The sequence below is a fragment of the Rhodopseudomonas sp. P1 genome, assembly GCF_039642825.1.
In the GTDB taxonomy this organism is placed as follows: domain Bacteria; phylum Pseudomonadota; class Alphaproteobacteria; order Rhizobiales; family Xanthobacteraceae; genus Rhodopseudomonas; species Rhodopseudomonas palustris_H.
Genome location: NZ_CP088006.1, coordinates 4,559,443 through 4,582,887 on the forward strand (window position 1 = coordinate 4,559,443; position 23,445 = coordinate 4,582,887).

Annotated in this window: 23 protein-coding genes; 13 read left to right on the forward strand and 10 right to left on the reverse strand. The window is 65.1% G+C overall.

What is annotated here, in order from left to right; translation table 11 throughout:
* The first annotated feature begins 212 nt into the window (after positions 1–212).
* From LRC39_RS21025 to LRC39_RS21045, 5 genes are all read left to right on the forward strand, one after another.
* The gene (locus LRC39_RS21025; RefSeq protein WP_107345777.1) at positions 213–1,046 is read left to right on the forward strand and encodes an ABC transporter permease; all 834 of its coding nucleotides are present in this window, start codon (positions 213–215) and stop codon (positions 1,044–1,046) included.
* An 11-nt stretch (positions 1,047–1,057) separates the two neighbouring features.
* Positions 1,058–1,903 (forward strand): ABC transporter ATP-binding protein, encoded by an 846-nt coding sequence (locus tag LRC39_RS21030; RefSeq protein WP_264053285.1) that lies wholly within the window; start codon positions 1,058–1,060, stop codon positions 1,901–1,903.
* A gap of 3 nt (positions 1,904–1,906) precedes the next feature.
* Positions 1,907–2,962, forward strand: coding sequence for an ABC transporter substrate-binding protein (locus LRC39_RS21035; protein ID WP_107356766.1), 1,056 nt, complete (start codon positions 1,907–1,909; stop codon positions 2,960–2,962).
* A gap of 214 nt (positions 2,963–3,176) precedes the next feature.
* Positions 3,177–3,800 (forward strand): flavin reductase family protein, encoded by a 624-nt coding sequence (locus tag LRC39_RS21040; protein WP_346295536.1) that lies wholly within the window; start codon positions 3,177–3,179, stop codon positions 3,798–3,800.
* 11 nt (positions 3,801–3,811) lie between these two features.
* Positions 3,812–4,759 (forward strand): carbon-nitrogen hydrolase family protein, encoded by a 948-nt coding sequence (locus tag LRC39_RS21045; RefSeq protein WP_264074486.1) that lies wholly within the window; start codon positions 3,812–3,814, stop codon positions 4,757–4,759.
* Positions 4,760–4,798: 39 nt separating this feature from the next.
* On the opposite strand, the gene LRC39_RS21050 is transcribed toward LRC39_RS21045, so the two are convergent.
* Entirely contained in the window at positions 4,799–7,477 is a 2,679-nt protein-coding gene (locus LRC39_RS21050; protein WP_346295537.1) for a sensor domain-containing protein, read from the reverse strand.
* 169 nt (positions 7,478–7,646) lie between these two features.
* Here LRC39_RS21050 and LRC39_RS21055 point away from each other — a divergent pair, with 169 nt between their 5' ends.
* On the forward strand, positions 7,647–8,747 hold the full coding sequence (locus LRC39_RS21055) for an NAD(P)/FAD-dependent oxidoreductase (RefSeq protein ID WP_346295538.1): 1,101 nt from the start codon (positions 7,647–7,649) through the stop codon (positions 8,745–8,747).
* 424 nt (positions 8,748–9,171) lie between these two features.
* Here the strand turns inward: LRC39_RS21055 and LRC39_RS21060 are convergent, their stop codons facing one another.
* Positions 9,172–9,351: a YdcH family protein gene (locus LRC39_RS21060; protein ID WP_107356771.1), complete on the reverse strand. Its 180-nt coding sequence runs from the start codon at positions 9,349–9,351 to the stop codon at positions 9,172–9,174.
* A 357-nt stretch (positions 9,352–9,708) separates the two neighbouring features.
* On the opposite strand from LRC39_RS21060, the gene LRC39_RS21065 reads away from it, so the two are divergent.
* On the forward strand, positions 9,709–9,915 hold the full coding sequence (locus tag LRC39_RS21065; RefSeq protein ID WP_012497433.1) for a YdcH family protein: 207 nt from the start codon (positions 9,709–9,711) through the stop codon (positions 9,913–9,915).
* Here LRC39_RS21065 and LRC39_RS21070 read toward each other — a convergent pair.
* Positions 9,905–10,633, reverse strand: coding sequence for a GGDEF domain-containing protein (locus LRC39_RS21070; RefSeq protein ID WP_346295539.1), 729 nt, complete (start codon positions 10,631–10,633; stop codon positions 9,905–9,907). The genes LRC39_RS21065 and LRC39_RS21070 overlap by 11 nt on opposite strands.
* A 152-nt stretch (positions 10,634–10,785) precedes the next feature.
* On the opposite strand from LRC39_RS21070, the gene purE reads away from it, so the two are divergent.
* From purE to rpsU, 3 genes are all read left to right on the forward strand, one after another.
* Entirely contained in the window at positions 10,786–11,274 is a 489-nt protein-coding gene (purE, locus tag LRC39_RS21075; RefSeq protein ID WP_346295540.1) for a 5-(carboxyamino)imidazole ribonucleotide mutase, read from the forward strand.
* On the forward strand, positions 11,271–12,371 hold the full coding sequence (locus tag LRC39_RS21080; RefSeq protein ID WP_346295541.1) for a 5-(carboxyamino)imidazole ribonucleotide synthase: 1,101 nt from the start codon (positions 11,271–11,273) through the stop codon (positions 12,369–12,371). The genes purE and LRC39_RS21080 overlap by 4 nt, the downstream gene beginning before the upstream one ends.
* A gap of 156 nt (positions 12,372–12,527) precedes the next feature.
* On the forward strand, positions 12,528–12,791 hold the full coding sequence (rpsU, locus tag LRC39_RS21085) for a 30S ribosomal protein S21 (protein ID WP_013504042.1): 264 nt from the start codon (positions 12,528–12,530) through the stop codon (positions 12,789–12,791).
* A 174-nt stretch (positions 12,792–12,965) separates the two neighbouring features.
* On the opposite strand, the gene LRC39_RS21090 is transcribed toward rpsU, so the two are convergent.
* On the reverse strand, positions 12,966–13,844 hold the full coding sequence (locus LRC39_RS21090; RefSeq protein WP_346295542.1) for a hypothetical protein: 879 nt from the start codon (positions 13,842–13,844) through the stop codon (positions 12,966–12,968).
* Positions 13,845–13,993: 149 nt separating this feature from the next.
* Positions 13,994–14,281, reverse strand: a complete 288-nt coding sequence (locus LRC39_RS21095) for a cupin domain-containing protein (protein ID WP_011159713.1) — start codon at positions 14,279–14,281, stop codon at positions 13,994–13,996.
* Between the two features lie 204 nt (positions 14,282–14,485).
* Here LRC39_RS21095 and LRC39_RS21100 point away from each other — a divergent pair, with 204 nt between their 5' ends.
* The gene (locus tag LRC39_RS21100; protein ID WP_107356775.1) at positions 14,486–14,860 is read left to right on the forward strand and encodes a VOC family protein; all 375 of its coding nucleotides are present in this window, start codon (positions 14,486–14,488) and stop codon (positions 14,858–14,860) included.
* Between the two features lie 182 nt (positions 14,861–15,042).
* Here the strand turns inward: LRC39_RS21100 and LRC39_RS21105 are convergent, their stop codons facing one another.
* From LRC39_RS21105 to LRC39_RS21125, 5 genes are all read right to left on the reverse strand, one after another.
* Complete coding sequence (locus LRC39_RS21105) at positions 15,043–16,446, reverse strand: NAD(P)(+) transhydrogenase (Re/Si-specific) subunit beta (RefSeq protein WP_107356776.1); 1,404 nt, start codon at positions 16,444–16,446, stop codon at positions 15,043–15,045.
* A 13-nt stretch (positions 16,447–16,459) separates the two neighbouring features.
* The gene (locus LRC39_RS21110; RefSeq protein WP_022722381.1) at positions 16,460–16,783 is read right to left on the reverse strand and encodes a proton-translocating transhydrogenase family protein; all 324 of its coding nucleotides are present in this window, start codon (positions 16,781–16,783) and stop codon (positions 16,460–16,462) included.
* Positions 16,784–16,808: 25 nt separating this feature from the next.
* On the reverse strand, positions 16,809–17,936 hold the full coding sequence (locus LRC39_RS21115) for a Re/Si-specific NAD(P)(+) transhydrogenase subunit alpha (RefSeq protein WP_107356777.1): 1,128 nt from the start codon (positions 17,934–17,936) through the stop codon (positions 16,809–16,811).
* Positions 17,937–18,131: 195 nt separating this feature from the next.
* Positions 18,132–18,284, reverse strand: a complete 153-nt coding sequence (locus LRC39_RS21120) for an aa3-type cytochrome c oxidase subunit IV (RefSeq protein WP_011159718.1) — start codon at positions 18,282–18,284, stop codon at positions 18,132–18,134.
* A gap of 382 nt (positions 18,285–18,666) precedes the next feature.
* Complete coding sequence (locus tag LRC39_RS21125; protein ID WP_263989528.1) at positions 18,667–20,583, reverse strand: M3 family oligoendopeptidase; 1,917 nt, start codon at positions 20,581–20,583, stop codon at positions 18,667–18,669.
* 366 nt (positions 20,584–20,949) lie between these two features.
* Between LRC39_RS21125 and LRC39_RS21130 the strand changes: the two genes are divergently transcribed.
* Together LRC39_RS21130 and LRC39_RS21135 are read left to right on the forward strand one after the other, a co-directional pair.
* Positions 20,950–21,585 carry a TerC family protein gene (locus tag LRC39_RS21130; RefSeq protein ID WP_346295543.1) on the forward strand — a complete coding sequence of 212 codons (636 nt, stop codon included), beginning with the start codon at positions 20,950–20,952 and terminating at the stop codon, positions 21,583–21,585.
* Positions 21,586–21,680: 95 nt separating this feature from the next.
* Positions 21,681–23,168, forward strand: coding sequence for a sigma-54-dependent transcriptional regulator (locus tag LRC39_RS21135; RefSeq protein WP_107345793.1), 1,488 nt, complete (start codon positions 21,681–21,683; stop codon positions 23,166–23,168).
* Positions 23,169–23,445: the final 277 nt, after the last annotated feature.

A 23,445-nucleotide genomic window follows, 5' to 3' on the forward strand; every position in this document is an offset into this window, starting at 1 on the left:
CGTCTATTGTCGGATTTTTCCGACAATTTCCGACCGGAATTGACCGCAATGCACAATGCGCCGGCAAATGGCGTCAAGTTAAGCGGTTATTTTGCGGTTTTGCTCGATTTATATTCCACCACCCCCTCGATTCTGGATTGACGGATTTATCCGACATATTCCAAAGTTGAAACGTCACGCGAGGACACAGCGCGACCAAAGGAGGATTGCAGATGGAAGCGGAAGCCGATGCGGGCCGCCTGCCGGTTGAAACCATGAGGCCGCGGTTCGCGATGATTCAGAATGCCTTTGCGGGGCGGCCGATGCGGGCCGCGGTCGGTCTCACCGCGTTCTTCGCGATCTGGCAGGCGATCACCCAACTCAATCTGGTCGACGGCTTCCTGCTGCCCTCGCCGGTCGCGATCGCCGAAGCGCTGTGGCAACTCGCGCTCGACGGCTCGCTGTGGGTGCATCTCGGCGCCAGCCTGCAGCGCGTCGCGGTCGGCTTCCTGCTCGCCTGCGTGGTCGGCCTGGCGCTCGGCTTGCTTTGCGGCTGGTGGCGCACAGTGTCGGACTACGTCCGGCCGGTGATCGAAGCGTTGCGGCCGATCCCGCCGCTGGCCTGGATCCCGATCACCATCCTGTGGTTCGGGCTCGGCGACGCCGCCTCCTACTTCCTGGTGTTCCTCGGCGCCGTCTTCCCGGTGTTCATCGCCACCTACACGGCGATCCGCGGCCTCGACCGCAACCAGATGAACGCCGCACTCTGCCTCGGCGCCAAGCCCTGGCAGCTGTTCACCGACGTGCTGATCCCCGCCTCGCTGCCGATCATCCTGCCCGGCCTGCGCATCGCGCTCGGCGTCGGCTGGATGTGCGTCGTCACCGCCGAACTGATCGCCGCCCAAACGGGCCTCGGCTACCTGATCCAGCAGTCGCGCATGCTGTTCCAGATCAACAACGTCGTCGCCGGCATGGTGACGATCGGTCTGATCGGCTTCGCGATGTCCGCCATCCTTGAACGTATCGAGCGGCGCGTGAACGCGTGGGCTCCTTCCGAGCGCAGCTGAGGGCCCTCACCATGAACGCACAATTCGCACCCGCCACCTTGGCCGCCGCCGAGCTTACCGTGCCGCAGGCGACCACCGCCGAGGTCCAGATCGACATCCGCAATGTCGGCAAGGTGTACGACTCCAAGACCACCCACCAGGCGGTGATTGCGCTCGACGGCGTGTCACTGCGCATCAAGAAAGGCGAGTTCATCTCGCTGCTCGGCCCGTCGGGCTGCGGAAAGTCGACGCTGCTCAGCATCATCGCCGGCTTCCAGTCGGCCTCGAGCGGCCAGATCCTGCAGGACGGCCGGCCAATCTCCAAGCCTGACGCGTCGCGCACCGTGGTGTTTCAAGACTATGCGCTGTTCGGCTGGATGACGGTGCAGCAGAACGTCGAGTTCGGCCTGAAGGCGAAGGGCATGCCGAAGGCCGAACGCGCCGAGATCGCGCGGGCGCTGATCAAGACGGTTCACCTCACCGGCTTCGAAGACAAGTACCCGCACCAGATGTCCGGCGGCATGAAGCAGCGCGCCGCGATCGCCCGCGCGCTGGCGCCCGATCCCGACATCCTCCTGATGGACGAGCCATTCGGCGCGCTGGACGCCCAGACCCGCGTACTGCTGCAAGAAGAAATCGCCCGCATCTCCTCGGAGGCCGGCAAGACGGTGATCTTCGTCACCCACGGCATCGAAGAGGCGGTGTTCCTCGCCGACCGCGTCGTGGTGATGAGCCCGCGGCCCGGCCGCGTGCGCGACGAAGTGCTGGTGCCGCTGCCGCGGCCGCGCACCGCCGAAATGCGTTCCGATCCATGGTTCGTCTCCACGGTCAACGACCTCTGGGAGACGCTGAAGCCTGAATGGCAAAAAGGGGAATAAGCCGTGACAATTACGCTATCGCGCCGCCGCTTCGGTCAGCTCGCCGCCGGCTTTGCCGCCACCATGCCGCTCGCGGCCCCGTCGATCCTGCGCGCGCAGGGAGCCGACGTCGTCAAAATGGGCTGGTTCAATACCACCACGGTGTCGGCCCAGATCGCCCACGTGCTGATGCGCACCGATATCGCGGAGCGTCACGGCCTGAAGATGGAGATGATCCAGCTCGCCGCGTCGCCGGCGATCACCGAGGCGCTGGTCTCCGGCGCGGCCGACATCGGCACGCTGTCCGACTTTGCCGCCGTCACCACGATGGCGATCGGCGCGCCGGTCACCACCGTGTCGTCGCAGGCAATCTTCCGCTCGGCCGTGCTGACGACCAAGAAGTCCGGCATCACCGATGTGGCCGGCCTCAAGGGCAAGCAGATCTACGGCACCTTCGGCATCACCGCGTTCCAGAACGCGCAGGAAGCCGTGGCGAAGGCCGGGCTGACACCGGGCAAGGACGTCACCTTCGTCAATGTCGGCCCCGCCGAACTCGCCGACGCGGTCGGTTCGCAGCGCATCGATGCGTTCTTCACCTACGATCCGTTCGTATCGTTCTTCGAGAACGCCGGCTTCGCCCAGGTGGTATCGCAGAACGTCACGCCGGTGATCGTGCTCGCCGCCAATAACCGCTTCTTCAAGGACCGTCCCGACGTGCTGAAACGGATGCTGATGGCGAATTCCGAAGCGCTGTTCTTCGCCAGCCAGAACCACGATCTGGTCAATGGCTGGTTCCGCACGCTGGAGCCCGCCAAGAACATCCCGGTCGAGGTGCTGGAGAAGGCGTCGAGCTACGATCCGGCTTGGAGCGCCAAGTCGTTCAGCGACATCAAGGCGACCCTGACGCCGGCGCAGATCGCCAAGATGGACACGCTCGCCAAATGGGGCGTCGAGAACAAGCTGCTGCCGCGCGTGCCCGACGTCAGCAAGTTCGTCGACACCACGGTCGCCAGCGCGGCCGACAAGGAAGCCGTGGCAAAGGGCTTCGACCCGAAGAGCGTGAAGATCACCCGGGCCTAAACGGCTCGAGCTGCACACATGAACTCGTCATGGCCGGCCTTGTGCCGGCCATCCACGCCTCTCAGTGACTACCCAAGTAAGAACGTAGATGGCGGGCCTCCGCCACGCCGAAGCGGCTTCGGCCGCGCAGGCGGCCCGACCATGACGAAAGCCGCGAGTGAGAGACTTGCACGACTTGGTATCACAGCCGCAGCGCCACTTCGATTTCGCCAAGATGTCCAGCGCTGATCGCTATCGCCTGCTCGCCTCCACCATCATGCCGCGCCCGATTGCCTGGGTCGTCACGCGCTCGCCCGACGGCTGCGTCAACGCCGCGCCCTACTCGTTCTTCAACATGTTCGGCTCCGACCGCCCGGTCGTCGCGCTCGGCATTCTGGCGCGGCCCGACGCGCCGAAAGACACCGCCGCGAACATCCGCGCGACCGGCGAATTCGTCGTCAACCTTGTGCCGTTCAGCCTGGTCGAGGCGATGAACGCGACCTGCGTCGAAGCCCCGCCGGAGGTCGACGAACTCGATCTCGCCGGGCTTCAGACGCTGCCGAGCGTTGCCGTCGCTCCGCCGCGCATCGCCGCCTCGCCGGTCGCGTTCGAATGCCGCCGCACCCACTGGCTCGACACCGGCCCCGGCCAGGTGATGGTGGTCGGCGAAGTGCTGCACGCGCACTACGCTCAGCACGTCCTGACCGGCGATCCGGAGCGCCCGCGCGTCGACCATGCCGCGCTCGATCTCGTCGGCCGGATGCACGGCGCCTCCGCCTACACCCGCACCCGCGATCTGTTCGATCTCGACCGTCCGCTTTGGCAGGACGCGCAGGTCACCCTCACCACCGCATCATAAGGACTCATCAGATGGCCAAGTTGAAAGTCGCAGCAGTTCAGGCGACGACCATTCCGTTCGACGCCGCGGGTGCGACCGCGCGCACCGTCGCCTTGATCGGCGAAGCCGCCGCCAAGGGCGCTAAGGTCGCGGTGTTTCCGGAAGCCTTCATCGGCGGCTATCCGAAGGGTCTCGACTTCGGCTGCGCGATCGGACGGCGCACGCCGGAAGGCCGCGAGGATTTCGCCCGCTACGTCCGCGGCGCCATCACTATTCCGGGGCCGGAAGTGGATCAGCTCGTCGCCGCCTGCGCCGAACACGACCTCCACGCCGTGGTCGGCGTGATCGAGCGCGACGGCGGCACGCTATATTGCACGGCGCTGTATCTGGCCCCGACTGGTCTGCTCGGCATCCATCGCAAGCTCATGCCGACCGGTTCGGAACGGCTGGTGTGGGGCTTCGGCGATGCTTCGACGCTCACCGTGGTCGACACGCCCTACGGCAAGCTGGGCGGTGCGATCTGCTGGGAGCACTACATGCCGCTGATGCGCGCGGCCTACTACGCCAAGGGCGTGCAGATCTGGGCCGCGCCGACCGCCGACGACCGTGAAACTTGGATCGCCACGATGCGCCACATCGCGCTGGAAGGCCGCTGCTTTGTGATCGGCGCCTGCCAGGTGATGCGGCGCTCCGACTTCCCGGCGGACTATGCCAGCCGGATCGAGGCCGGCCCGGACGAGTGGATGATGCATGGCCGCTCGGTGATCGTCGGCCCGCTCGGCGAAATCCTCGCCGGCCCGCTGCTCGACGAAGAAGGCATCCTCACCGCGGACATCGACACCGACGACATCCTCGGTTCGAAACTCGACTTCGATGCGGTCGGCCACTATTCGCGGCCGGACCTGTTCACGCTGCATGTCGATGAGCGGCCGCAGACCCCGGTGGCGTTCGGCGGCAAGCCGGACAACACCGGCGCCTAAGCTCTCGACGAACTTTTGCGCACTGGGCGAAGCGGGCGATCAGCCTGCTTCGCGAGCGCGGAGCGGGGTGCTGTCGTCGAGCGCATCGAGCCCGACCAGCCAGCGATACTGATCGATCGGCGCCGGCTTGCCGATCAGATAGCCCTGCACCGCATCGCAGGACTCGTCGACCAGGAAGTCGAGCTGATCCTGGGTCTCGACGCCTTCGGCCACCAGCGTCACGCCGAGGCCGTGGCCGAGGCCGATCACGGCGCGAACGATCGCCGCCGATTGCGGATTGCGGCCGAGATTCATGATGAAGGCGCGGTCGATCTTGATCTTGTCGAACGGGAACGCCTGCAGATAGGTCAGCGAAGAATAGCCGCTGCCGAAATCGTCCATCGACACCCGGACGCCGAGCGCCTTCAGCCGGCGCAGCAGCGACAGGCCGCGGTCGAAATCTTCGATCAACACGCCTTCGGTGATTTCCAATTCCAGCCGGCCCGGTTCGAGCCCGGTCTGCAGCAGCACCTCGTGCACGAAGGCGACCAGATCGGTGTTGAGGAATTGCGCCGGCGACAGGTTGACGGCGACCTGCAACGGCCGCGCCCACGAGGCGGCCTGACGGCAGGCTTCGCGCAAGATCCATTCGCCAAGCTCGACGATCAGCCCGCTCTCTTCGGCGAGCGGAATGAACTCGCTCGGCGGCACGAAGCCGCGGGTCGGATGACGCCAGCGCGTCAACGCCTCGAAGCCGACGATATCGTTGTTGCCGACCCGCTTGGTGCTCGACGCCTGCGGCTGGTAGTACAGCGACATCTCGCCGTTGCGGATCGCGTTCGACAGATCCTGATGCAGCACCCGCCGGTCGCGGATCTGCATGTCCATCTCCGGCTCGAACACGGTGACCGAGCCACGCGCCTTGGCCTTGGCACGGAACAAGGCGGCGCCAGCGTTGGCGAGCAGCGAGGCAGCGTCGGTGCCGTTGGCTGGGAACAACGCGATGCCGGTGGTGACGCCGATCCGCACCGTCTTGCCGTCGATCACGAAGCCCGGCGCCAACGCCTTGGCCACCATGCTGGCGAGGTCGCGCGCCGCAGCCGGCTGCGGGCCATCGATGATCAGGCCGAATTCGTCGCCGGACAGCCGTGCAACGACGCCGCCGCGCGAGGCCCATTCGATCCGGCGCGCCACCTCGATCAGCAGCTTGTCGCCGATCGCATGGCCGAACACGTCGTTGATCTCCTTCAGCCCGTCGAGATCGACGGAGAGCACGGCGAACTCATCGACAGCGTTGTCGCACGCTTCGATCATCTGGGTCAGCGACTTCAGGAACGCATCACGGTTCGGCAGGTCGGTCAGGCCGTCGTGATACGCCATGTGAGCCATCCGCGCCTCGGTCTGGCGGCGGTCGGTGACGTCCACATGGGTTTTGATCAGATAGTTTGCCTGGTCGGCCTGATCGGTGACGGTCATCCGCCGGGTCACGAACAGACGCAGGCCGCCGGCCGTCGAGATCGGATGTTCTTCGACGACGAGGCCGCCCTTGCGGATCGCGAGTTCGTCGCGCTCGGCGATCAGCCGGGCTTCCTTGGCGTTGAAGATCTCGCCGGTGGTCAGCCCGGTGGCATCCTCGCGGCGGCGGTTGAGAATGATCTCGGCGCCGCGGTTGGCGAGCACGTAGCGGCCGTCCGCGGTGTTCTGCACCGTCAGCGCCACCGGAATGTTGTCGATCACCAGTTCGAGGAAGCGCTTGGTCTTTTCCAATTCGGCCGACAGCGCGCGGCGATTGGTAATGTCCTCGAACAGTGCGATCAGGAATTCAGGCTCGCCGCGTTCGTTGCGAGCGACGACGCGGTTGCTGGCAAGAATGCGATCGCTCCGGCCCATCTCGACCGTCAGCTCGGATTGATAGGCACCGGTGGTCGATTGCAGCGCGCTTTGGTCCGCCTCACGGATGCTCGCCGCGGAGCGCGCCGGATACAATTGATCGGCGGTGGCGCCGATGATCTTGTCACGGCTCAGCCCGGACAGCGTCTCGAACGCCCGGTTGGCCAGGATGTAGCGGCCGTCTTCGATGCTCTTGGCAGCGACGCAGACCGGGATGTTGTCGATCACCGATTCCAGGAACTGCTTGGTGGTCGATAGTTCCTTCGACACCCGGCGCAGTTCGCTGCAATCGTCATGGGTCGCGATGGTGCCGCCATTGGCGAGCCGCGAGAACTTGACCTGGATGCAGCGGCCGTCCGGCAATTCGGAAACGTAACCCTGCGGCAGACCGGCATTGCGGTAGAACTCGTCATTGGTGAGATCGAGCATGCCGCGCGCGCGGCGCAGCGCCAACAGATCGCGCCCGGGCATTCCCGGCGTGACCTCGGCGCGGGTCAGGTCGTACATCGCGAGATAGCGATCGTTGCAGAATACGATCCGGCCCGAAGCATCGGCGATCACGACGCCCTGCTGCAGCTTGTTCAGCACGGAGTCGACCAGCATGTTCTTGCGGCGATGGGCGCGGCGCTGCTTGCGCAGCATCGAGGTCGCCCACAGTGCTGTCGCGCACATGAAGGCCGCAACGACGAAGCCGCCGATCAGCAATTCCCAGAGAATTTCGGGCTCGACATTGCCGATGTAGCTGGTGGGCACGAAGCCGGACGCGGCGTCAGCCGCCGTCGAAAACAGACAGGTGCCCAATGCAGCACATGCTGCCCCCCTGCCCGCTTTCCTCATCCGCGCCGTCATAAAACACCCAGAGATTGCAATCCGAGTCTGGTGCAAGAGATGTTTGGAACATGTAAACACCGCTGGCCCGGCAGGCCGTGATTGCGCGAATTTTCATCAATTGACCCGAGATGGTTAACCCGATCATAAACGCCTCGGGACGAGTCAATCGCAACAAGAGCGCGGATCGATGGAAGAAGTTGAGTGCGTCGTCGTCGGCGCAGGGGTGGTCGGGCTGGCGATCGCGCGGAAATTGGCTCAGCAGGGCCGCGAAGTGATCGTGGTCGAGCAGGCCGAAGCGATCGGAACCGGCACCTCGTCGCGCAACAGTGAAGTGATCCACGCCGGCATCTATTATCGGGCCGGCAGCCTGATGGCGCAGCTCTGCGTCGCGGGCCGGCAGGCGCTGTATGCGTATTGCGCCGATCACGGCATTCCGCATCGGAAATGCGGCAAGCTGATCGTCGCCACCACCGCGGCGGAAGCCGCCAAGCTGGAGTCGATCCGGGCCCACGCCGCCGCCAACGGCGTCGATGATCTGCGCGCGATCGACGGCGCTGAAGCGCAGCAGATGGAGCCGGCGCTGTCCTGCGTCGCCGCACTGGTGTCGCCGTCGACCGGCATCGTCGACAGCCACTCTTACATGCTGGCGCTGCGCGGTGACGCCGAAGCCGCTGGCGCAGCCTTTGCGTTTCATGCACCGCTGCTGTCGGCACGCCGCGAAGGCGAGCTGCTCGCGCTCGAGATCGGCGGCGAGATGCCGATGACGCTCGGCTGCCGCTTGCTGATCAATGCCGCCGGCCTCGGTGCGACTGCGGTGGCGCGTTCGATCGCGGCAATGCCGCCGGAGCTGGTGCCGACGCCCTATCTCGCCAAGGGCAATTACTTCACCTGCAGCGCGCGGGCGCCGTTCTCCCACCTGATCTATCCGGTGCCGGAGCCCGGCGGGCTCGGCGTGCATCTGACGCTGGATCTCGGCGGCCAGGCCAAGTTCGGTCCCGACGTCGAATGGATCGACGAGCTCGACTACGTGGTCGACCCGGCGCGCGCGGCGCGGTTCTATCCGGCGATCCGCAAGTACTGGCCGGGCCTGCCCGACGGCGCGCTGTCACCCGGTTACTCCGGCATCCGTCCGAAGATCGTGCCGCCGTCGGTCGCTGTGCAGGATTTCGTTTTGCAGACTTCGCGTGAGCATGGCGTGCCGGGACTGATCAACCTGTTCGGAATCGAGTCCCCCGGCTTGACAGCCTCGCTGGCGATTGCCGACTACGTCGCCACGCTCACCGACTGATTGGACGCGAGCACTCGAAACAGCCCAGGCACCCGTTTCAAATGCAAGGTCGGGCGATCAAGTAACAGGGCATCCGGCGTCCGCAGCAGCAGCCGTGACCTCGCGTCGAGCTTGACGCAAGCACAATGCCTGCGGCGGCGCACAACGCTGTCCCCCGCGCAGTTGGCTGAGACTGATAGATTTGTGGTTGCTGTGGGATTGACGACTGGGGTCGTTGGCGACTGCCGATCACGTCGCCGTCTTACGGCGCTGTGACCGGCCTCAATCACCTGGAGATCGGGACTTCAGATCCCCTCTGGCGCCGCCCGGAAGGCTCTTCGGCGTCAGGGGTGGACGTTGTCCCGCAGCTGTTGCCATCACATCGTCGGCATCATCGATGCGGACGTACGAGAGGCTCAGCTCTGCTGCAGTGCAATGAAGATTGTCAGTGGAGGCTGCTGGTTTGCTTCAGTTTCGCGATTTGATCCCGGACCATGAGCTTGCGACGTTTCAGATCGGCAATACGCGTGTCGTCCGTAGAAGGATGGGCGAGAGCGTCGTGCAATTCGGTCTCCAGAACTTTGTGCTTGCGTTCCAGTTCGACCAGATGCGCCTGAATTGCCATACGAAACCTCCTCTTTTGGTGAGACTGATTTCCATCCGGACGAGGAAGTGTACATCTCTGGTGGCGTCTGTCGATAGGTCTTGAAATATCCGCGTCATAATTTCGCGCCCCACGAAACGATTCGAGAGCACGATCAGTTCATCCCCGCAAACGCCCGAGGATGCGGGCTTTCCTCGAGACCATCGAATGCCGGAATGCGGGTTCTCGAATTATTCACCTGACGAAGGTCGTACGCCGCACGATGCGCAGACGCACCGCTTGCTCGCAACGCCGCAAAGGCGATAATGACGGCGAACTGATCGACATTCCTCCGCAACCGGGCCGCGCTTCGCGAACCGGTTCAAGCCGACACTGATCATGACCGACGAAGACGAGGGCGACCTCGGTGCCGAGCTGGCCAAGCTGCAACAAGAGCACCGCGATCTCGACGCCGCGATCGATGCGCTGCACCATTCGCCTGCGCCCGATCTGTTGCGTCTGCAGCGGCTGAAGAAGCGCAAGCTGGCGCTGCGTGATCGCATCGCCTTCATCGAAGATCAGATCACGCCCGACATCATCGCTTGATAGGCGCACCCGACGCCGCGCGGCGCTCGCCCTTGCGGACATACATCGCCTGATCGGCAACGGCGAACGCTTCGGCCGCGTCCATCTGCGGCGTCAGCATCGCAACGCCAGCGGAGATTCCGACCTCGATCGTTTGATCGCCGTAGCGGATCGCAAGCTCGTCGACCGCCGTCTCCAAGCCGAACGCTTTGGCGCGCGCATCGGTTTCGTCGAGATTCCACAACAGCAAGGCAAACTCGTCGCCGCCGAGCCGGCCGATCAGATCGGACGCCCGGACGTGGCGCAGCAGCGCTTCGGTCACCGCCTTCAGCACCACGTCGCCGGCGGCATGGCCGAGCGTGTCATTGACCGGCTTGAGACGATCGACATCCAGCATGATCAGCGCGCCGCCCGCGCCGTAGCGCTTGATGTAGGCCAGCGCCCGGCCGAGCTCGCGCTCGAAGCCGCGGCGGTTGGCGATGCCGAGCAGGAAGTCGGTCTCGGCGGACGCGCGCAGCACGTCGATCTCGGCCAGCGCCGCGGCCAGTTGGGCCTTCAGCCGGCGGATCTTGAGCTGCGGATCGGCCGGCAGCCGCCCCCCGGCAACCCGCGCCCGCGGCGTCGCCGGGGCCGGGCGCGGCCCGGCAGGCGGCAGTTTTCGCTTCTTGGCGGCAGGTTTCGGGGTCCCGCGGTCGACGGACCGGCGGGCGGACGAGGGGCGGATGGGCTTCTTTTTCATCAGAATCAGCCGGAGAACCGCCACAACACTTGCCGCTCTTCACCAAGAAAGGATAGTGCATTCCGGACGCCTTGGCCGGAGCGGCTGGCGTTCCTATAATCCCCACCTATGTTTCTGGATTCACGACAGAATCGCTCGAAAGAATCGTTTGAATGACAGCTCCCGTCGCGATCATCATGGGCAGCCAGTCGGACTGGGAGACGATGCGGCATGCCGCCGACACCCTGACCGCCCTTGGCGTCGCCCATGACGCCCAGATCGTTTCCGCGCACCGCACTCCCGACCGTCTCTATTCCTTCGCCAAAGGCGCAAAGGCATCGGGGTACCGCATTGTCATTGCCGGCGCCGGGGGGGCTGCGCATCTGCCGGGGATGACCGCAGCGCTGACGGAGCTGCCGGTGTTCGGCGTGCCGGTGGAATCCAAGACGATGTCGGGCCTGGATTCGCTGTATTCGATCGTGCAGATGCCGGCCGGCATCCCGGTCGGGACGCTGGCGATCGGCAAGGCGGGCGCGATCAACGCGGCGCTGCTCGCCGCGAGCGTGCTGGCGCTGACCGATTCCGATCTGGCGACGCGGCTGGCGGCATGGCGCAAGGCGCAGACCGATTCGGTCGCGGCCCGGCCGGAGGGCGCAGCGTGAGCGCATCCCGCCGTGAACCGCTGAAGCCCGGTGATACCATCGGCATTCTCGGCGGCGGCCAGCTCGGCCGGATGCTGGCGCTCGCCGCAGCCCGGCTTGGGCTGAAATGCCAGATATTCTCGCCCGACCCGGATTCGCCGGCGTTCGACGTGGTGCAGAACGGCACCTGCGCCGAATACGCCGATGTCGAGGCGCTGGAATCGTTTGCCTCGGACGTCGACGTCATCACCTACGAGTTCGAGAACGTGCCGGCTTCCGCCGCGCTGGTCCTGGCGGCGCGCAAACCGGTGCTGCCGAACCAGACCATCCTGGAAACCACCCAGGACCGCTTGGCCGAGAAGGACTTCGTGTCCAAGCTCGGCATCGGCACCGCCGGCTATGCGGACGTCACCTCGCCGCAGACGCTGCGCGATGCGGTCACCCGGCTCGGTCTGCCCGCGGTACTGAAGACCCGGCGGTTCGGTTACGACGGCAAGGGACAGGTGATGCTGCGTCCGGGCGACGATCCGGAAGCGGCCTGGGCCAGCCTGGAGACACGGGCCGCGATTCTGGAGACCTTCGTGCCGTTCGAGCGCGAGATCTCGGTGATCGCCGCGCGCGGCGCCGATGGTCAGGTGGTGAGCTACGACGTCACCGAAAACGAGCACCGCGACCACATTCTCAAAGTTTCCAAGGCTCCGGCGGCAATCCCCGACGCGGTGGCGAGCGAGGCTCGCCGGATCGCCAAGACGATCGCCGATGCGCTGGGTTATGTCGGTGTGCTCGGGGTCGAGATGTTCGTGGTGCCCGGTGCGGACGGAACGAAGGTGCTGGTCAACGAGATCGCCCCCCGGGTGCATAATTCCGGGCACTGGACGCTGGACGGCGCTTCGGTCTCGCAGTTCGAGCAGCACATCCGCGCGATCGCCGGCTGGCCGCTCGCCGAGCCGGTGCGGCACGGCGCAGTGACCATGACCAACCTGATCGGCGCCGACGTTCACGACTATACCCGCTGGCTGACCGTTCCCGGGGCGACCGTGCACCTCTACGGCAAGCGCCATGCCCTACCCGGCCGCAAGATGGGCCATGTCACGGTGGTCGAGCCGGAGAAACGCTGACGGAACCGACCAACGTCGCAAAACTTAATTGTCGCGTCAGGTGGACATTGCCGGCCCGATCTGGTACATGGGCGCCCTCTAGGTGGAGGGCCTGGCCGTTGTCGGCCCCGCCTAATCCAATAAATTCCGATCCGATCACTCTGAAGAGGATGCCGCGTGCAGGTTCTCGTTCGCGATAACAACGTCGATCAAGCCCTCAAGGCGCTGAAGAAGAAGATGCAGCGCGAGGGGATTTTCCGCGAGATGAAGCTGCGCGGACATTACGAGAAGCCGTCCGAGAAGAAGGCGCGCGAGAAGGCGGAAGCCGTACGCCGCGCCCGCAAGCTCGCCCGCAAGAAGCTGCAGCGCGAAGGCCTGCTGCCGAGCAAGCCGAAGCCGGCTTTCGGCGCGGATCGCCGTCCGGCCGCAGCGGCGCGCTAATCGCGCCTTTCGGCGACGAAGCGAACTGAGTTTGAAGAACGCGGGCCACGGGCCCGCGTTTTTCGTTGTTGCTTATTTCGGTGCTGCTTGGCGCTCGATCGGCGACCTTCCCCACACAACAGAATGCCCGGGACGACGCCCGGGCATTGATGACTGTGGATATCGCGGTCGCTACTACCGCGGCAGGACCGAGTGGATCACCGACTTGGCGGTGAACAACACATCCTCCGCGACCGACGGCTTGCGGGCGGCATTGCCGTCGCTGGACGCGTCCGCCCGCGCGCCCGGAATATCAGCCGGCGGGGTCGGCGGGTGCTGATCGCTGTCGCGCAGGTCGATCGAATCGGCTGGGCGGTTGCTGGCCGGCACCGAGGCAGTGGTTGCCGGCGGATTCGCGTAGGGCGCAATCGACACATTGGACGGTGCGACGTTGACGGCCGGCGGCAAGGCCGGAGCGATGACGCGCGCGGCTTCCTGCTGACGCGGCGGCTCCTGGGCGCGCGGCGGCTCAGGCATCTTCAGCGGCTCTGGGGCACGTCCCAGCGTTTCGGTGGCCCGAGGAGCCTCCGCGGGCGCTGATGCGCGGAGGCGCTCGACAGCGGCCCTGACGAGCTCGTTGGGATCGCGCGCGGGCTCGCTGCGCTCCTCCGGCACCTTGACCGGCTCCGGGGTGGCGGACGCGGTGCTGACCGGCTTGGACGGGGCGGCCGGCTTGTTGTCATGCACGGTGATCTGGTGCCGTCCCACTGGGCGGTCGGCGGGCTTGTCGGCCGCGGCCTTCTCGGTGGAGATCTTGTCGGCGCCGAGCTTAACCTTGAGCGGCTCGCTCCGGGTCGGCTCGGACCGCGCAGCCTCAGCCGGCAGCGCGACCGCAACCGGCTCGGCCGGCTTAACGGCCTTGGTGGTATCGAGTTGCTGTGTCGCGGGGGCAGCCGGGGGCGGCGCGTCGGGCCTGGCGACGATGTACTGATTCACGACGTAGGCGGCGATCACGGTCGCGACCACCGACGGCAGAATCTGCCCGAGCAGTTTTTCGGTGATGAATTTCAGCATGGCCGGCCTCTTCCCCGCACGTGTGATGCTGGAAGTTTGAGGCTGATTGAGGGATCAACTGCGACCGATCGGTGGCATCGGAACGAGGTGTTCGGAGCGCCACCGAGCGGACCGCGAGGCGAAGCTGGGCCCTGCCGCTTAACGAGAGGTTAAGCTTTCAATTCAATCTCGAGAAACACGATTTCGGCTGTGGATTCGTTGCGGACATCGTGTTGGACACCGGCCTTGCGGGCGTAGGAGCGGCCGGTCTTGAGCTGGGCCAGCGAGCGCGTGCCGTCCGGCGCCACGATGGTCATCTCGCCGTCGGCCATCGGCACCACGACGTAGTCCATGCCGTGGGTGTGGTGACCGGTCGCCGAGCCCGGCGGCAGCCGCCACTCGGTGACCCGCACCTCGTCGTTGTCGATCTGAATCTCGGATTTTGCCGCAACCGTCATGACGTCCCTTCTCCGGGCAGAACGCTGCCAACTAAGACACGGATACCACCAAACACTCTGCCCGACATCCGGCGATCCAGGCCCAGCGCCATGCGTACAATCGGCGCACCTGATGCTCGGGCGGTATCGCCAGGTGGCATCCGATCGGTATAGTTGGCGGGCACCCTCAGGGTGAACAACACCAAGGAGCACACGGGAAACGCCATGTTTTCACACGTCATGATCGGCACCAACAATCTCGAAGCGGCGAAGGACTTCTACGACAAACTGCTCGGCACCCTCGGCGTGCCGCCGGCGATGGTCGATCGTCATCGCATCTTCTACCGCACCAAGACCGGCACCTTCGCGGTCAGCAAACCGATCAATGGCGAACCGGCGACTGCCGCCAATGGCGGCACGATCGGCTTCGTGGCGAAGTCCCAGGAAGAGGCCGACGCCTGGCACGCGACCGGCGTCGCCAATGGCGGCACCACTTGCGAGGATCCGCCCGGTATCCGCGCAATGGGCGACATGAAGATGTACCTCGCCTATTTGCGCGATCCGGACGGCAACAAGCTCTGCGTCATGCACCGGATGTGAGGCTTACACCAACCTCCGTCATGCCCGGCCTTGTGCCGGGCATCCACGTCTTTCGGCATCGACGCGCAGCAAGCCGTGGATGGCCGGGGGCGAGCCCGGCCATGACGTGGATAGTGGGTCTGGACCCAAACAAAAACGCCCGGCCTTCGGCCGGGCGTTTCGTTTTAGGCGGGCGTCGGCGGTTAGTGCGCCATCGCCTTGACGATGTTCTCGGTCATCTTCTTGGCGTCGCCGAGCAGCATCATGGTGTTGTCGCGATAGAACAGCGGGTTGTCGATGCCGGCGTAACCGGAGGCGAGCGACCGCTTGATGAACATCACGGTGCCGGCCTTCCACACCTGCAGCACCGGCATGCCGTAGATCGGCGAGGAAGGATCCTCTTCGGCCGCCGGGTTGGTGACGTCGTTGGCGCCGATCACGAACGCGACGTCGGCCTGCGCGAACTCCGAGTTGATGTCCTCGAGTTCGAACACTTCGTCGTACGGCACGTTGGCTTCGGCGAGCAGCACGTTCATGTGGCCCGGCATACGGCCGGCGACCGGGTGAATCGCGTACTTCACCTCAACGCCTTCCTTCTTCAGCGAGTCGGCCATTTCACGCAGCGCGTGCTGAGCCTGAGCCACCGCCATGCCGTAGCCCGGCACAATGATGACCTTCGAGGCGTTCTTCATGATGAAGGCCGCGTCGTCGGCCGAGCCGAGCTTGGCCGGGCGCTGTTCACCGCCGCCACCGCCGGCCGCCGCGGTTTCACCGCCGAAGCCGCCGAGGATGACCGAGATGAACGAGCGGTTCATGCCCTTACACATGATGTAGGACAGAATCGCACCCGAGGAGCCGACCAGCGCGCCGGTGATGATCAGCGCCGAGTTGCCGAGCGTGAAGCCGATGCCGGCCGCGGCCCACCCCGAGTAGGAGTTGAGCATCGAGATCACCACCGGCATGTCGGCGCCGCCGATCGGGACGATGATCAGGATGCCGAGCAGCAGCGCGACGCCGGTGATCACCCAGAAGGCGACCTCGCTCTGCGTGATCACCATGTAGATGATCGCCGCGAACATGATGACGCCGAGCGCGATGTTCACCACGTGCCGTGCCGGCAGCAGGATCGGCGCGCCGCTCATGCGGCCCGACAGCTTGAGGAACGCGATCACCGAACCGGTGAAGGTCAGCGCACCGATGGCAACGCCGAGCGACATTTCAACGAGGCTCTGGGCGTGGATGTTGCCCGGCTCGCCGATGTCGAACGCACCCGGCGCATAGAACGCACCGGCAGCAACCAGCACCGCGGCCATACCGACCAGCGAGTGGAAGGCGGCGACCAACTCGGGCATCGAGGTCATCGGCACCTTCTTGGCGATGACCGCGCCAATGGCGCCGCCGATCGCGATGCCGGCGATCACCAGCACCCAGCCGAGCAGATCGGCCGGCGGATGGCCGGCGAGCGTGGTGGCAATGGCGATCGCCATGCCGCTCATGCCCATCAGGTTGCCCTGACGGCTGGTGGCCGGAGACGACAGACCGCGCAGCGCCAGAATGAATAGGACGCCTGCGATCAGATACAGAAATGCGGAAAGATTGGCGCTCATCGACGGCCCCTACTCACTTCTGCTTCTTCTTGTACATCGCCAGCATGCGCTGGGTGACAAGGAAGCCGCCGAAGATGTTGATACATGCGAAGATCAGCGCGACGAAGCCGAAGCCGCGCGCCCACAGCGGACCGTTGTCGCTGCCGACCAGCGACACGCCGACCGCGAGCAGCGCACCGACCACGATCACCGACGAGATCGCGTTGGTCACCGACATCAGCGGCGTATGCAGCGCGGGGGTCACCGACCACACCACGAAGTAGCCGACGAACACGGCAAGGACGAAAATCGACAGCCGAAACACGAACGGATCGACCGCTTGAACCATATGCTCCATAGCAACTCTCCTTAAGCGGTCGCGCTCACGCCGACTTGGGCTGGAAGTTCGGATGAACGACGGCGCCGTCGCGCGTCAGCGCGGTGGCCTTCACCAGTTCGTCGTCCCAATTCACCGCCAGCGCCTTCTCCTTGTTGACCATGGTCTCGAAGAAGCTCAGCAGATTGCGCGCATAAAGGGCCGAAGCCGACGCCGCGACACGGCCGGCGACGTTGGTGTAGCCGACGATCTTGACGCCGTTGGTCTCGACGATCTGGCCGGGGACCGCGCCCTCGACGTTGCCGCCGCGTTCGACCGCGAGGTCGACCAGCACCGAGCCGGGCTTCATCGACTTCACCATCTCGGCCGTGACCAGACGCGGCGCGGGCCGGCCCGGAATCAGCGCGGTGGTGATGACGATGTCCTGCTTCTTGATGTGTTCGGCAGTCAGAGCGGCCTGCTTGGCCTGATACTCTTTCGACATTTCCTTGGCGTAGCCGCCGGCGGTCTGGGCGTTCTTGAACTCCTCGTCTTCGACGGCGAGGAACTTGGCACCCAGCGATTCGACCTGCTCCTTGGTGGCGGGGCGCACGTCGGTCGCGGTGACGATGGCGCCGAGACGGCGCGCGGTGGCGATCGCCTGCAGACCGGCAACGCCGACGCCCATGATGAACACCTTCGCCGCCGGCACGGTGCCGGCCGCGGTCATCATCATCGGCATGGCCCGGCCGAACGTTTCGGCGCCGTCGATCACGGCGCGATAGCCGGCGAGGTTGGCCTGGCTCGACAGCACGTCCATGACCTGGGCGCGGGTGATGCGGGGCATCAGCTCCATCGCGAAGGCGGCAATGCCGGCATCCGCCATGCTCTTCAGCGCAGCGTCATTGCCGTACGGGTCCATGATCGCCAGCACCAGCGCACCGCGCTTATAGCTGGCGAGTTCAGACGCCTCCGGACGCTTCACCTTGAAGACGACATCGGCGTCCTTCAGAGCGTCGGCGGATACGGTGGCCCCGGCGGCAGTGAAATCGGAATCCGGCAGGCCGGACTTGAGGCCCGCGCCCGGCTCGACCGCGACTTCGGCGCCGAGAGCTTTCAGCTTCTTGACCGTGTCGGGCGTCGCCGCGACGCGCGGCTCGGCGGGATCTTGTTCTTTGGCAACAGCAATCTTCATGGAGCCTCCGGCGGCGCGAAGCACGCGCGTGAGCGAGCGAGATATGCGCGCACCCCGCAAAAGTGGGACCGGTTTTGGGACCGGGATGCGCGCTTACTTATTTGTTTGGAGAACGTCCAGGCGGCAAACCGGACTCCACTTTGCCGGGGCGTTCTCCGAGAGAGCGCCGCGTGTAACGGCGCACTCCAGCACAGATCAAGTCAGGAAAATGCCCATGAGGGCGACGATCACGATGACGGCGGCGGTGCCGTACTTCACCAGCTTGATAAACCCTTCATAGGTCTGCTCATGCGCGGCGTAGTCGTTGCCATCGGCAGTCGTGTAGGCAAACTCGTGGTGCTCTGCCATTCGTCTCTCCGACATCTTCGAGAAGTGGGGGATGCAATTAGCGCAATCTTATTGCGAGGGCAACGGCACTGCAGCAATTGTTAGCCTAGCCAGTTTGGGTTCATTCCAAAGTCTAGGCCGCCGTCACCGATCGCTCGCGCAGTGTGATCGCAACAAACGATTAGAACAAGCTGTTACGAAGCGATTGCAACAAGCGACGACTGATTATTCCGCCCAGCGAACCAATCGTGGCTGGTGACGAGGTGATCGCACGCTCGAAGTGACGACGCGCCCATCGACCGCACGTCAGGCGGGCCAGTTGTCCCTGATCCAGCGCGTCAGGCGGCCTCGCTGACCGCCGGCCACGCTCCGTTCAACAAACGTTTTACGCCGCTGGGCCGCCTTAGCCCATCGCCTCCAGCTCGTCGATCATGCCGGCGATCACCGACAGGCCGCCGTCCCAGAAGCTGGGGTTCTTGGCGTCGAGGCCGAACGGGGCCAGCAGTTCGGAATAATGCTTGGTTCCGCCCGCCGCCAGCATCGCCAGATAGCGCTCGGCGAAGCCTTCCTGGGCGTGCTCGTAGACCGCATACAGCGAGTTCACCAGACAGTCGCCGAACGCGTAGGCGTAAACGTAGAACGGCGAATGGATGAAGTGGGGGATGTACATCCAGAAGCTCTCGTAGCCCGGCTTGATCTCGATCGCCGGGCCGAGGCTCTCGCCCTGCACCGACAGCCAGATCTCCCCGATCCGCTGCGCGGTCAGCTCGCCGCTGCGGCGCTCGGTGTGGACCGCCCGCTCGAACGAATAGAACGCGATCTGCCGGACCACCGTGTTGATCATGTCCTCGACCTTGCCGGCGAGCAGCGCCTGACGCTGCTTGCGGTCCTTGGTCTGAGTCAGCAGACGGCGGAAGGTGAGCATTTCGCCGAACACGCTGGCGGTCTCGGCCAGTGTCAGCGGCGTCGGCGCCATCAGCGCGCCGTTCTTGGCGGCCAGCACCTGGTGCACGCCGTGGCCGAGTTCGTGGGCGAGCGTCATCACGTCGCGCGGCTTGCCCTGATAGTTCATCAGCACATAGGGATGCGCCGACGGCGTGGTCGGATGCGAAAACGCGCCCGGCGCCTTGCCCGGCCGCACCGGGGCGTCGATCCAACGATCGGTGAAGAACCGCTCGGCGATCTGCGCCATCTCCGGCGAGAACGCCTTGTAGGCGGTCAGCACCATGTTGCGGGCTTCCGGCCAAGCGATCGTGCCGGTCGCGGCGAACGGCAGCGGCGCGTTGCGGTCCCAATAGGGCAGCTTCTTCTTTTTGAACCAACCGGCCTTCAGCTTGTAGTAGCGGTGCGACAGCTTCGGATACGCCGCGCGTACCGAGGCGACCAGCGCATCGACCACTTCGCGTTCGACCCGGTTGGCGAGGTGGCGGCTGTCGGCCACGTCTTCAAAGCCGCGCCAGCGGTCGGAGATTTCCTTGTCCTTGGCGAGCGTGTTGGTGATCAGCGCGAAGGTGCGCTCATTCGCCTTGAAGGTCTTGGCCAAGGCCTCGGCCGCCGCCTTGCGCTTTTCGGGCGCACGGTCCTGCATCAGGTTCAACGTCGGCTCGATCGCCAGTTCCTTGCCGCCAACCTTGAAGCGCAGCGACGAGATGGTCTGGTCGAACAGCCGGTTGAACGCGCCGTAGCCGGTCTGTGACTTCTCATGGAACAGCTGCTCGATGCGGTCTTCGAGCTGATACGGCTTGTCCTTGCGCAGATCCTCGATCCACGGCCGGTAGTGGCCGAGCTCCGGCGTTTGCATTGCGGTCTCGAGCACCGCGTCGTCGACGCGGTTGAGTTCGAGGGTGAAGAACAGCAGATGCACCGAGGCGGCGGTCAGGCGCTCAGAGACGTCGCCATAGAATTTTGACTTCACCGGATCGACGCTGTCGCCGGCGTGGACCAGGCCCGCATAGGAACCTAGCCGGCCGGCCAAATCCTCGATCGCCTCGTAGCGCTTGACCGCGCCGGCGAGCCACAGCGCGCCGCCGTCCTTCGCGGTCTCTTCGGCCAGCTGGCCCTTGAAGTCGGCTTCGAACGACGCGCATTCGGCATCGAGACGATCGAGATCGGCCGCGACCTCCGGCGAGTCGATCGCCGGATACAGATCCGTCAAATTCCACTCGGGCAGCTTCGCCGGCTTGCTTGCGGTCTTCCGTCCCGCAGCCGCGGTCTTCGCCGCTTTCGCCTTGCTGGGCGCGGCCTTGCGCGGTGCTGGCTTGGCGGGAGTGGACTTGCGGGAAGAGGACTTTGCGGTACGAGAGGTCGCAGATTTCGCCATGGTGCTTTCAGATCGCGTGCGATTTGCCTTGCGAAACGCTACTAGCTCCGTCACCGGCTTCGCAAGTCACAGTTTCCTTCAAGGGAAGCCGCCCTGCGACAAGGCAGCGCGGCTCGAACAGCCCCTCGCCGCCTTGATCGAGCTTGGCGGCAGGATTACGACACCGCTGCAAAGCGTTCGTTCCCGAACAGTTCGGCTCTGACCGTGCGGCGATTGACCATCGTGCGGTCCGGTGCTGGTATCGGCGCTGACGCAAGCGATCTGGCGCGGTCTTCGACGGCGCCACCTACCACCACGTCCTGGACCGGGCCCCTCTGGCAGTTCGTCTGAACTGTGATGTCGGACTGGACGCTCACGGAGCGCCCGATGACCGACTTTCTCGCAATCTTTACACCCGAAGGCCTCACCGCATTCGCCCAGGTCGTGATGATCGACCTGGTGCTCGCCGGCGACAACGCCGTCGTCATCGGCCTCGCCGCAGCCGGGCTGCCGAAAGAGCAGCGCGGTAAGGCGATCCTGATCGGCATCGTGGTCGCCACCGCGCTCCGCATCGCCTTCGCCAGCGTAACCGTGCAGCTTCTGCAGATCATCGGACTGCTGCTCGCCGGCGGCGTGCTGCTGTTGTGGGTGTGCTGGAAAATGTGGCGCGAGCTGCGCAACCCGCCCGAAGACGTCGATGCGCTCGAAGGCGACGGCGGTGCGGCAAGCGGCGCTCCAACCAAGACCATGGCGCAGGCGGTGTGGCAGATCACGCTGGCCGACGTGTCGATGTCGCTCGACAACGTCCTGGCGGTGGCCGGCGCGGCACGCGAGCATCCGGTGATTCTGGTGTTCGGCCTCGCCCTGTCGATCGCGCTGATGGGTCTCGCTGCCAGCTTCATCGCACGGCTCCTGCATAAGCACCGCTGGATCGCCTATATCGGCCTCGCCATCATTCTCTATGTGGCAGGCGACATGATCTATCGCGGCGCGCTCGAGATCTGGCCGCACGCCTTCGGATAACAGCGGATAACCATCTGCATTTTCACCAAGCGTTAACGCATTCGTCGCAATCCTGCACCAATTCGGGACAGTTCGGGTTGAGGCAGTAGCGAGTAATGGTTGAGCGTATTCTGATCGCCGACGACGATGCAGTACAGCGTCGGCTGGTCGAGAACATGGTGCAGAAGTGCGGCTATGAGGCGATTTCGGTCGATAGCGGCGACGCTGCGGTAGAAGCCCTGACCGCGCCCGATGCACCGGCAATCGACGCCGTGGTGCTCGATCTGGTGATGCCCGGACTCGATGGACTCGGCGTGCTGTCGAAGATTCGCGCCAGCGGACTCGACGTGCCGGTGATCGTGCAGACCGCACATGGCGGCATCGACAATGTGGTGTCGGCGATGCGTGCCGGCGCGCACGACTTCGTCGTCAAGCCGGTCGGCATCGAGCGCCTGCAGGTGTCGCTGCGCAATGCGCTGAACGCCAGCGCAATGAAGGGCGAGCTGCAGCGCATCCGCCATGCTCGCGAAGGCCGGCTGACGTTTTCAGATATCATCACCCGCAGCGAGGCGATGGCGCCGGTGCTGCGCGCAGCCGAAAAAGCTGCAGGATCTGCGATCCCGGTGCTGATCGAAGGCGAATCCGGCGTCGGCAAGGAGCTGTTCGCGCGCGCCATCCACGGCTCCAGCGACCGCCGCGCCAAGCCGTTCGTCGCGGTGAACTGCGGCGCGATCCCCGACAATCTCGTCGAGTCGATTCTGTTCGGCCACGAGAAAGGCGCGTTCACCGGCGCGACCGAGCGCCACGACGGCAAGTTCGTCGAAGCCTCCGGCGGCACGCTGTTTCTCGACGAAGTCAGCGAGCTGCCGCTGACGGCGCAGGTCAAGCTGCTGCGCGCGCTGCAGGAAGGCGCGGTCGAAGCGGTCGGGGGGCGCCGGCCGGTCAAGGTCGATGTCCGCATCATCTCGGCCACCAACCGCCGGTTGCTCGACCGGGTGAAGGCGGGCCAGTTCCGCGAGGATCTGTTCTACCGGCTGCACGTCCTGCCGCTGACGATCCCGCCGCTGCGCACCCGCCGAGAAGATATTCCGCCGCTGCTGCGGCACTTCCTGATGCGTTTCTGCGCCGAAGAGAAGCGCAGCATCGGCGGCATCACCGGCGAAGCGATGGCGCGGCTCGCCCAGCTCGACTGGCCCGGCAATATCCGGCAGCTCGAAAACGCGGTGTATCGCGCGGTGGTGATGAGCGACGGCGATCAGCTCGGCCTCGCCGACTTCCCGCTGGCGATCGCGCCGTCGGTCGTGCCGGCAGAAGATACAACCGGTGAGCCGCTGGTGATCGAACGCAGCGAGCCGCAATTCGTCGCCGCAAGCGAAGTGCCGATCGCGCCGCTGCCCAGCGTCGGCAATCTGTCGATGCTGACGGCGGACGACGAAGTGCGTCCGCTCGACGAAATGGAACGGGAGATCATCCGGTTCGCGATCTCGCATTATCGCGGCCAGATGTCCGAAGTGGCGCGGCGGCTGAAGATCGGCCGCTCGACCCTGTATCGCAAACTCGACGAGATCGAAGCCGAGCGCGCCGCTCAGGCCGAGGCGCGATAACGAGCTAAGCGGCACCCGGTAGGCTTGCGGGGGGCCCCACTGATTGTGGCTCCGAAATGGCGGCGGAACCGCTGTTTCGCGGAACCTTTTGAACCGTGGCGCGATAGTGACAGACAACCAGGGCGGCCCGTGGCACAAGCCACTGACCGCCTTAGCCAATAGCAACTGGGGTCAGTTTGTCGTGAGTCTGCCCGGCCGATGCTGGCCGCTCGAACCGGGCCTGTGTATCCTCCGACTGAGACGTGAGATCGGCAGCGTGCCGACACACTGGCGGGTG

Excerpts from the sequence above, each read along its gene's own strand:
- LRC39_RS21100 (WP_107356775.1), top strand. The coding sequence starts at position 14,486 with ATGTTTTCACACGTCATGATCGGCACCAACAATCTCGAAGCGGCGAAG.
- LRC39_RS21115 (WP_107356777.1), bottom strand. The coding sequence starts at position 17,936 with ATGAAGATTGCTGTTGCCAAAGAACAAGATCCCGCCGAGCCGCGCGTC.
- LRC39_RS21055 (WP_346295538.1), top strand. The coding sequence starts at position 7,647 with ATGGAAGAAGTTGAGTGCGTCGTCGTCGGCGCAGGGGTGGTCGGGCTG.
- LRC39_RS21125 (WP_263989528.1), bottom strand. The coding sequence starts at position 20,583 with ATGGCGAAATCTGCGACCTCTCGTACCGCAAAGTCCTCTTCCCGCAAG.
- LRC39_RS21095 (WP_011159713.1), bottom strand. The coding sequence starts at position 14,281 with ATGACGGTTGCGGCAAAATCCGAGATTCAGATCGACAACGACGAGGTG.
- LRC39_RS21045 (WP_264074486.1), top strand. The coding sequence starts at position 3,812 with ATGGCCAAGTTGAAAGTCGCAGCAGTTCAGGCGACGACCATTCCGTTC.
- LRC39_RS21120 (WP_011159718.1), bottom strand. The coding sequence starts at position 18,284 with ATGGCAGAGCACCACGAGTTTGCCTACACGACTGCCGATGGCAACGAC.
- LRC39_RS21025 (WP_107345777.1), top strand. The coding sequence starts at position 213 with ATGGAAGCGGAAGCCGATGCGGGCCGCCTGCCGGTTGAAACCATGAGG.
- LRC39_RS21040 (WP_346295536.1), top strand. The coding sequence starts at position 3,177 with ATGTCCAGCGCTGATCGCTATCGCCTGCTCGCCTCCACCATCATGCCG.
- purE (WP_346295540.1), top strand. The coding sequence starts at position 10,786 with ATGACAGCTCCCGTCGCGATCATCATGGGCAGCCAGTCGGACTGGGAG.
- LRC39_RS21070 (WP_346295539.1), bottom strand. The coding sequence starts at position 10,633 with ATGAAAAAGAAGCCCATCCGCCCCTCGTCCGCCCGCCGGTCCGTCGAC.
- LRC39_RS21110 (WP_022722381.1), bottom strand. The coding sequence starts at position 16,783 with ATGGAGCATATGGTTCAAGCGGTCGATCCGTTCGTGTTTCGGCTGTCG.
- LRC39_RS21135 (WP_107345793.1), top strand. The coding sequence starts at position 21,681 with ATGGTTGAGCGTATTCTGATCGCCGACGACGATGCAGTACAGCGTCGG.
- LRC39_RS21130 (WP_346295543.1), top strand. The coding sequence starts at position 20,950 with ATGACCGACTTTCTCGCAATCTTTACACCCGAAGGCCTCACCGCATTC.
- LRC39_RS21090 (WP_346295542.1), bottom strand. The coding sequence starts at position 13,844 with ATGCTGAAATTCATCACCGAAAAACTGCTCGGGCAGATTCTGCCGTCG.
- LRC39_RS21065 (WP_012497433.1), top strand. The coding sequence starts at position 9,709 with ATGACCGACGAAGACGAGGGCGACCTCGGTGCCGAGCTGGCCAAGCTG.
- LRC39_RS21060 (WP_107356771.1), bottom strand. The coding sequence starts at position 9,351 with ATGGCAATTCAGGCGCATCTGGTCGAACTGGAACGCAAGCACAAAGTT.
- LRC39_RS21050 (WP_346295537.1), bottom strand. The coding sequence starts at position 7,477 with ATGACGGCGCGGATGAGGAAAGCGGGCAGGGGGGCAGCATGTGCTGCA.
- LRC39_RS21030 (WP_264053285.1), top strand. The coding sequence starts at position 1,058 with ATGAACGCACAATTCGCACCCGCCACCTTGGCCGCCGCCGAGCTTACC.
- LRC39_RS21105 (WP_107356776.1), bottom strand. The coding sequence starts at position 16,446 with ATGAGCGCCAATCTTTCCGCATTTCTGTATCTGATCGCAGGCGTCCTA.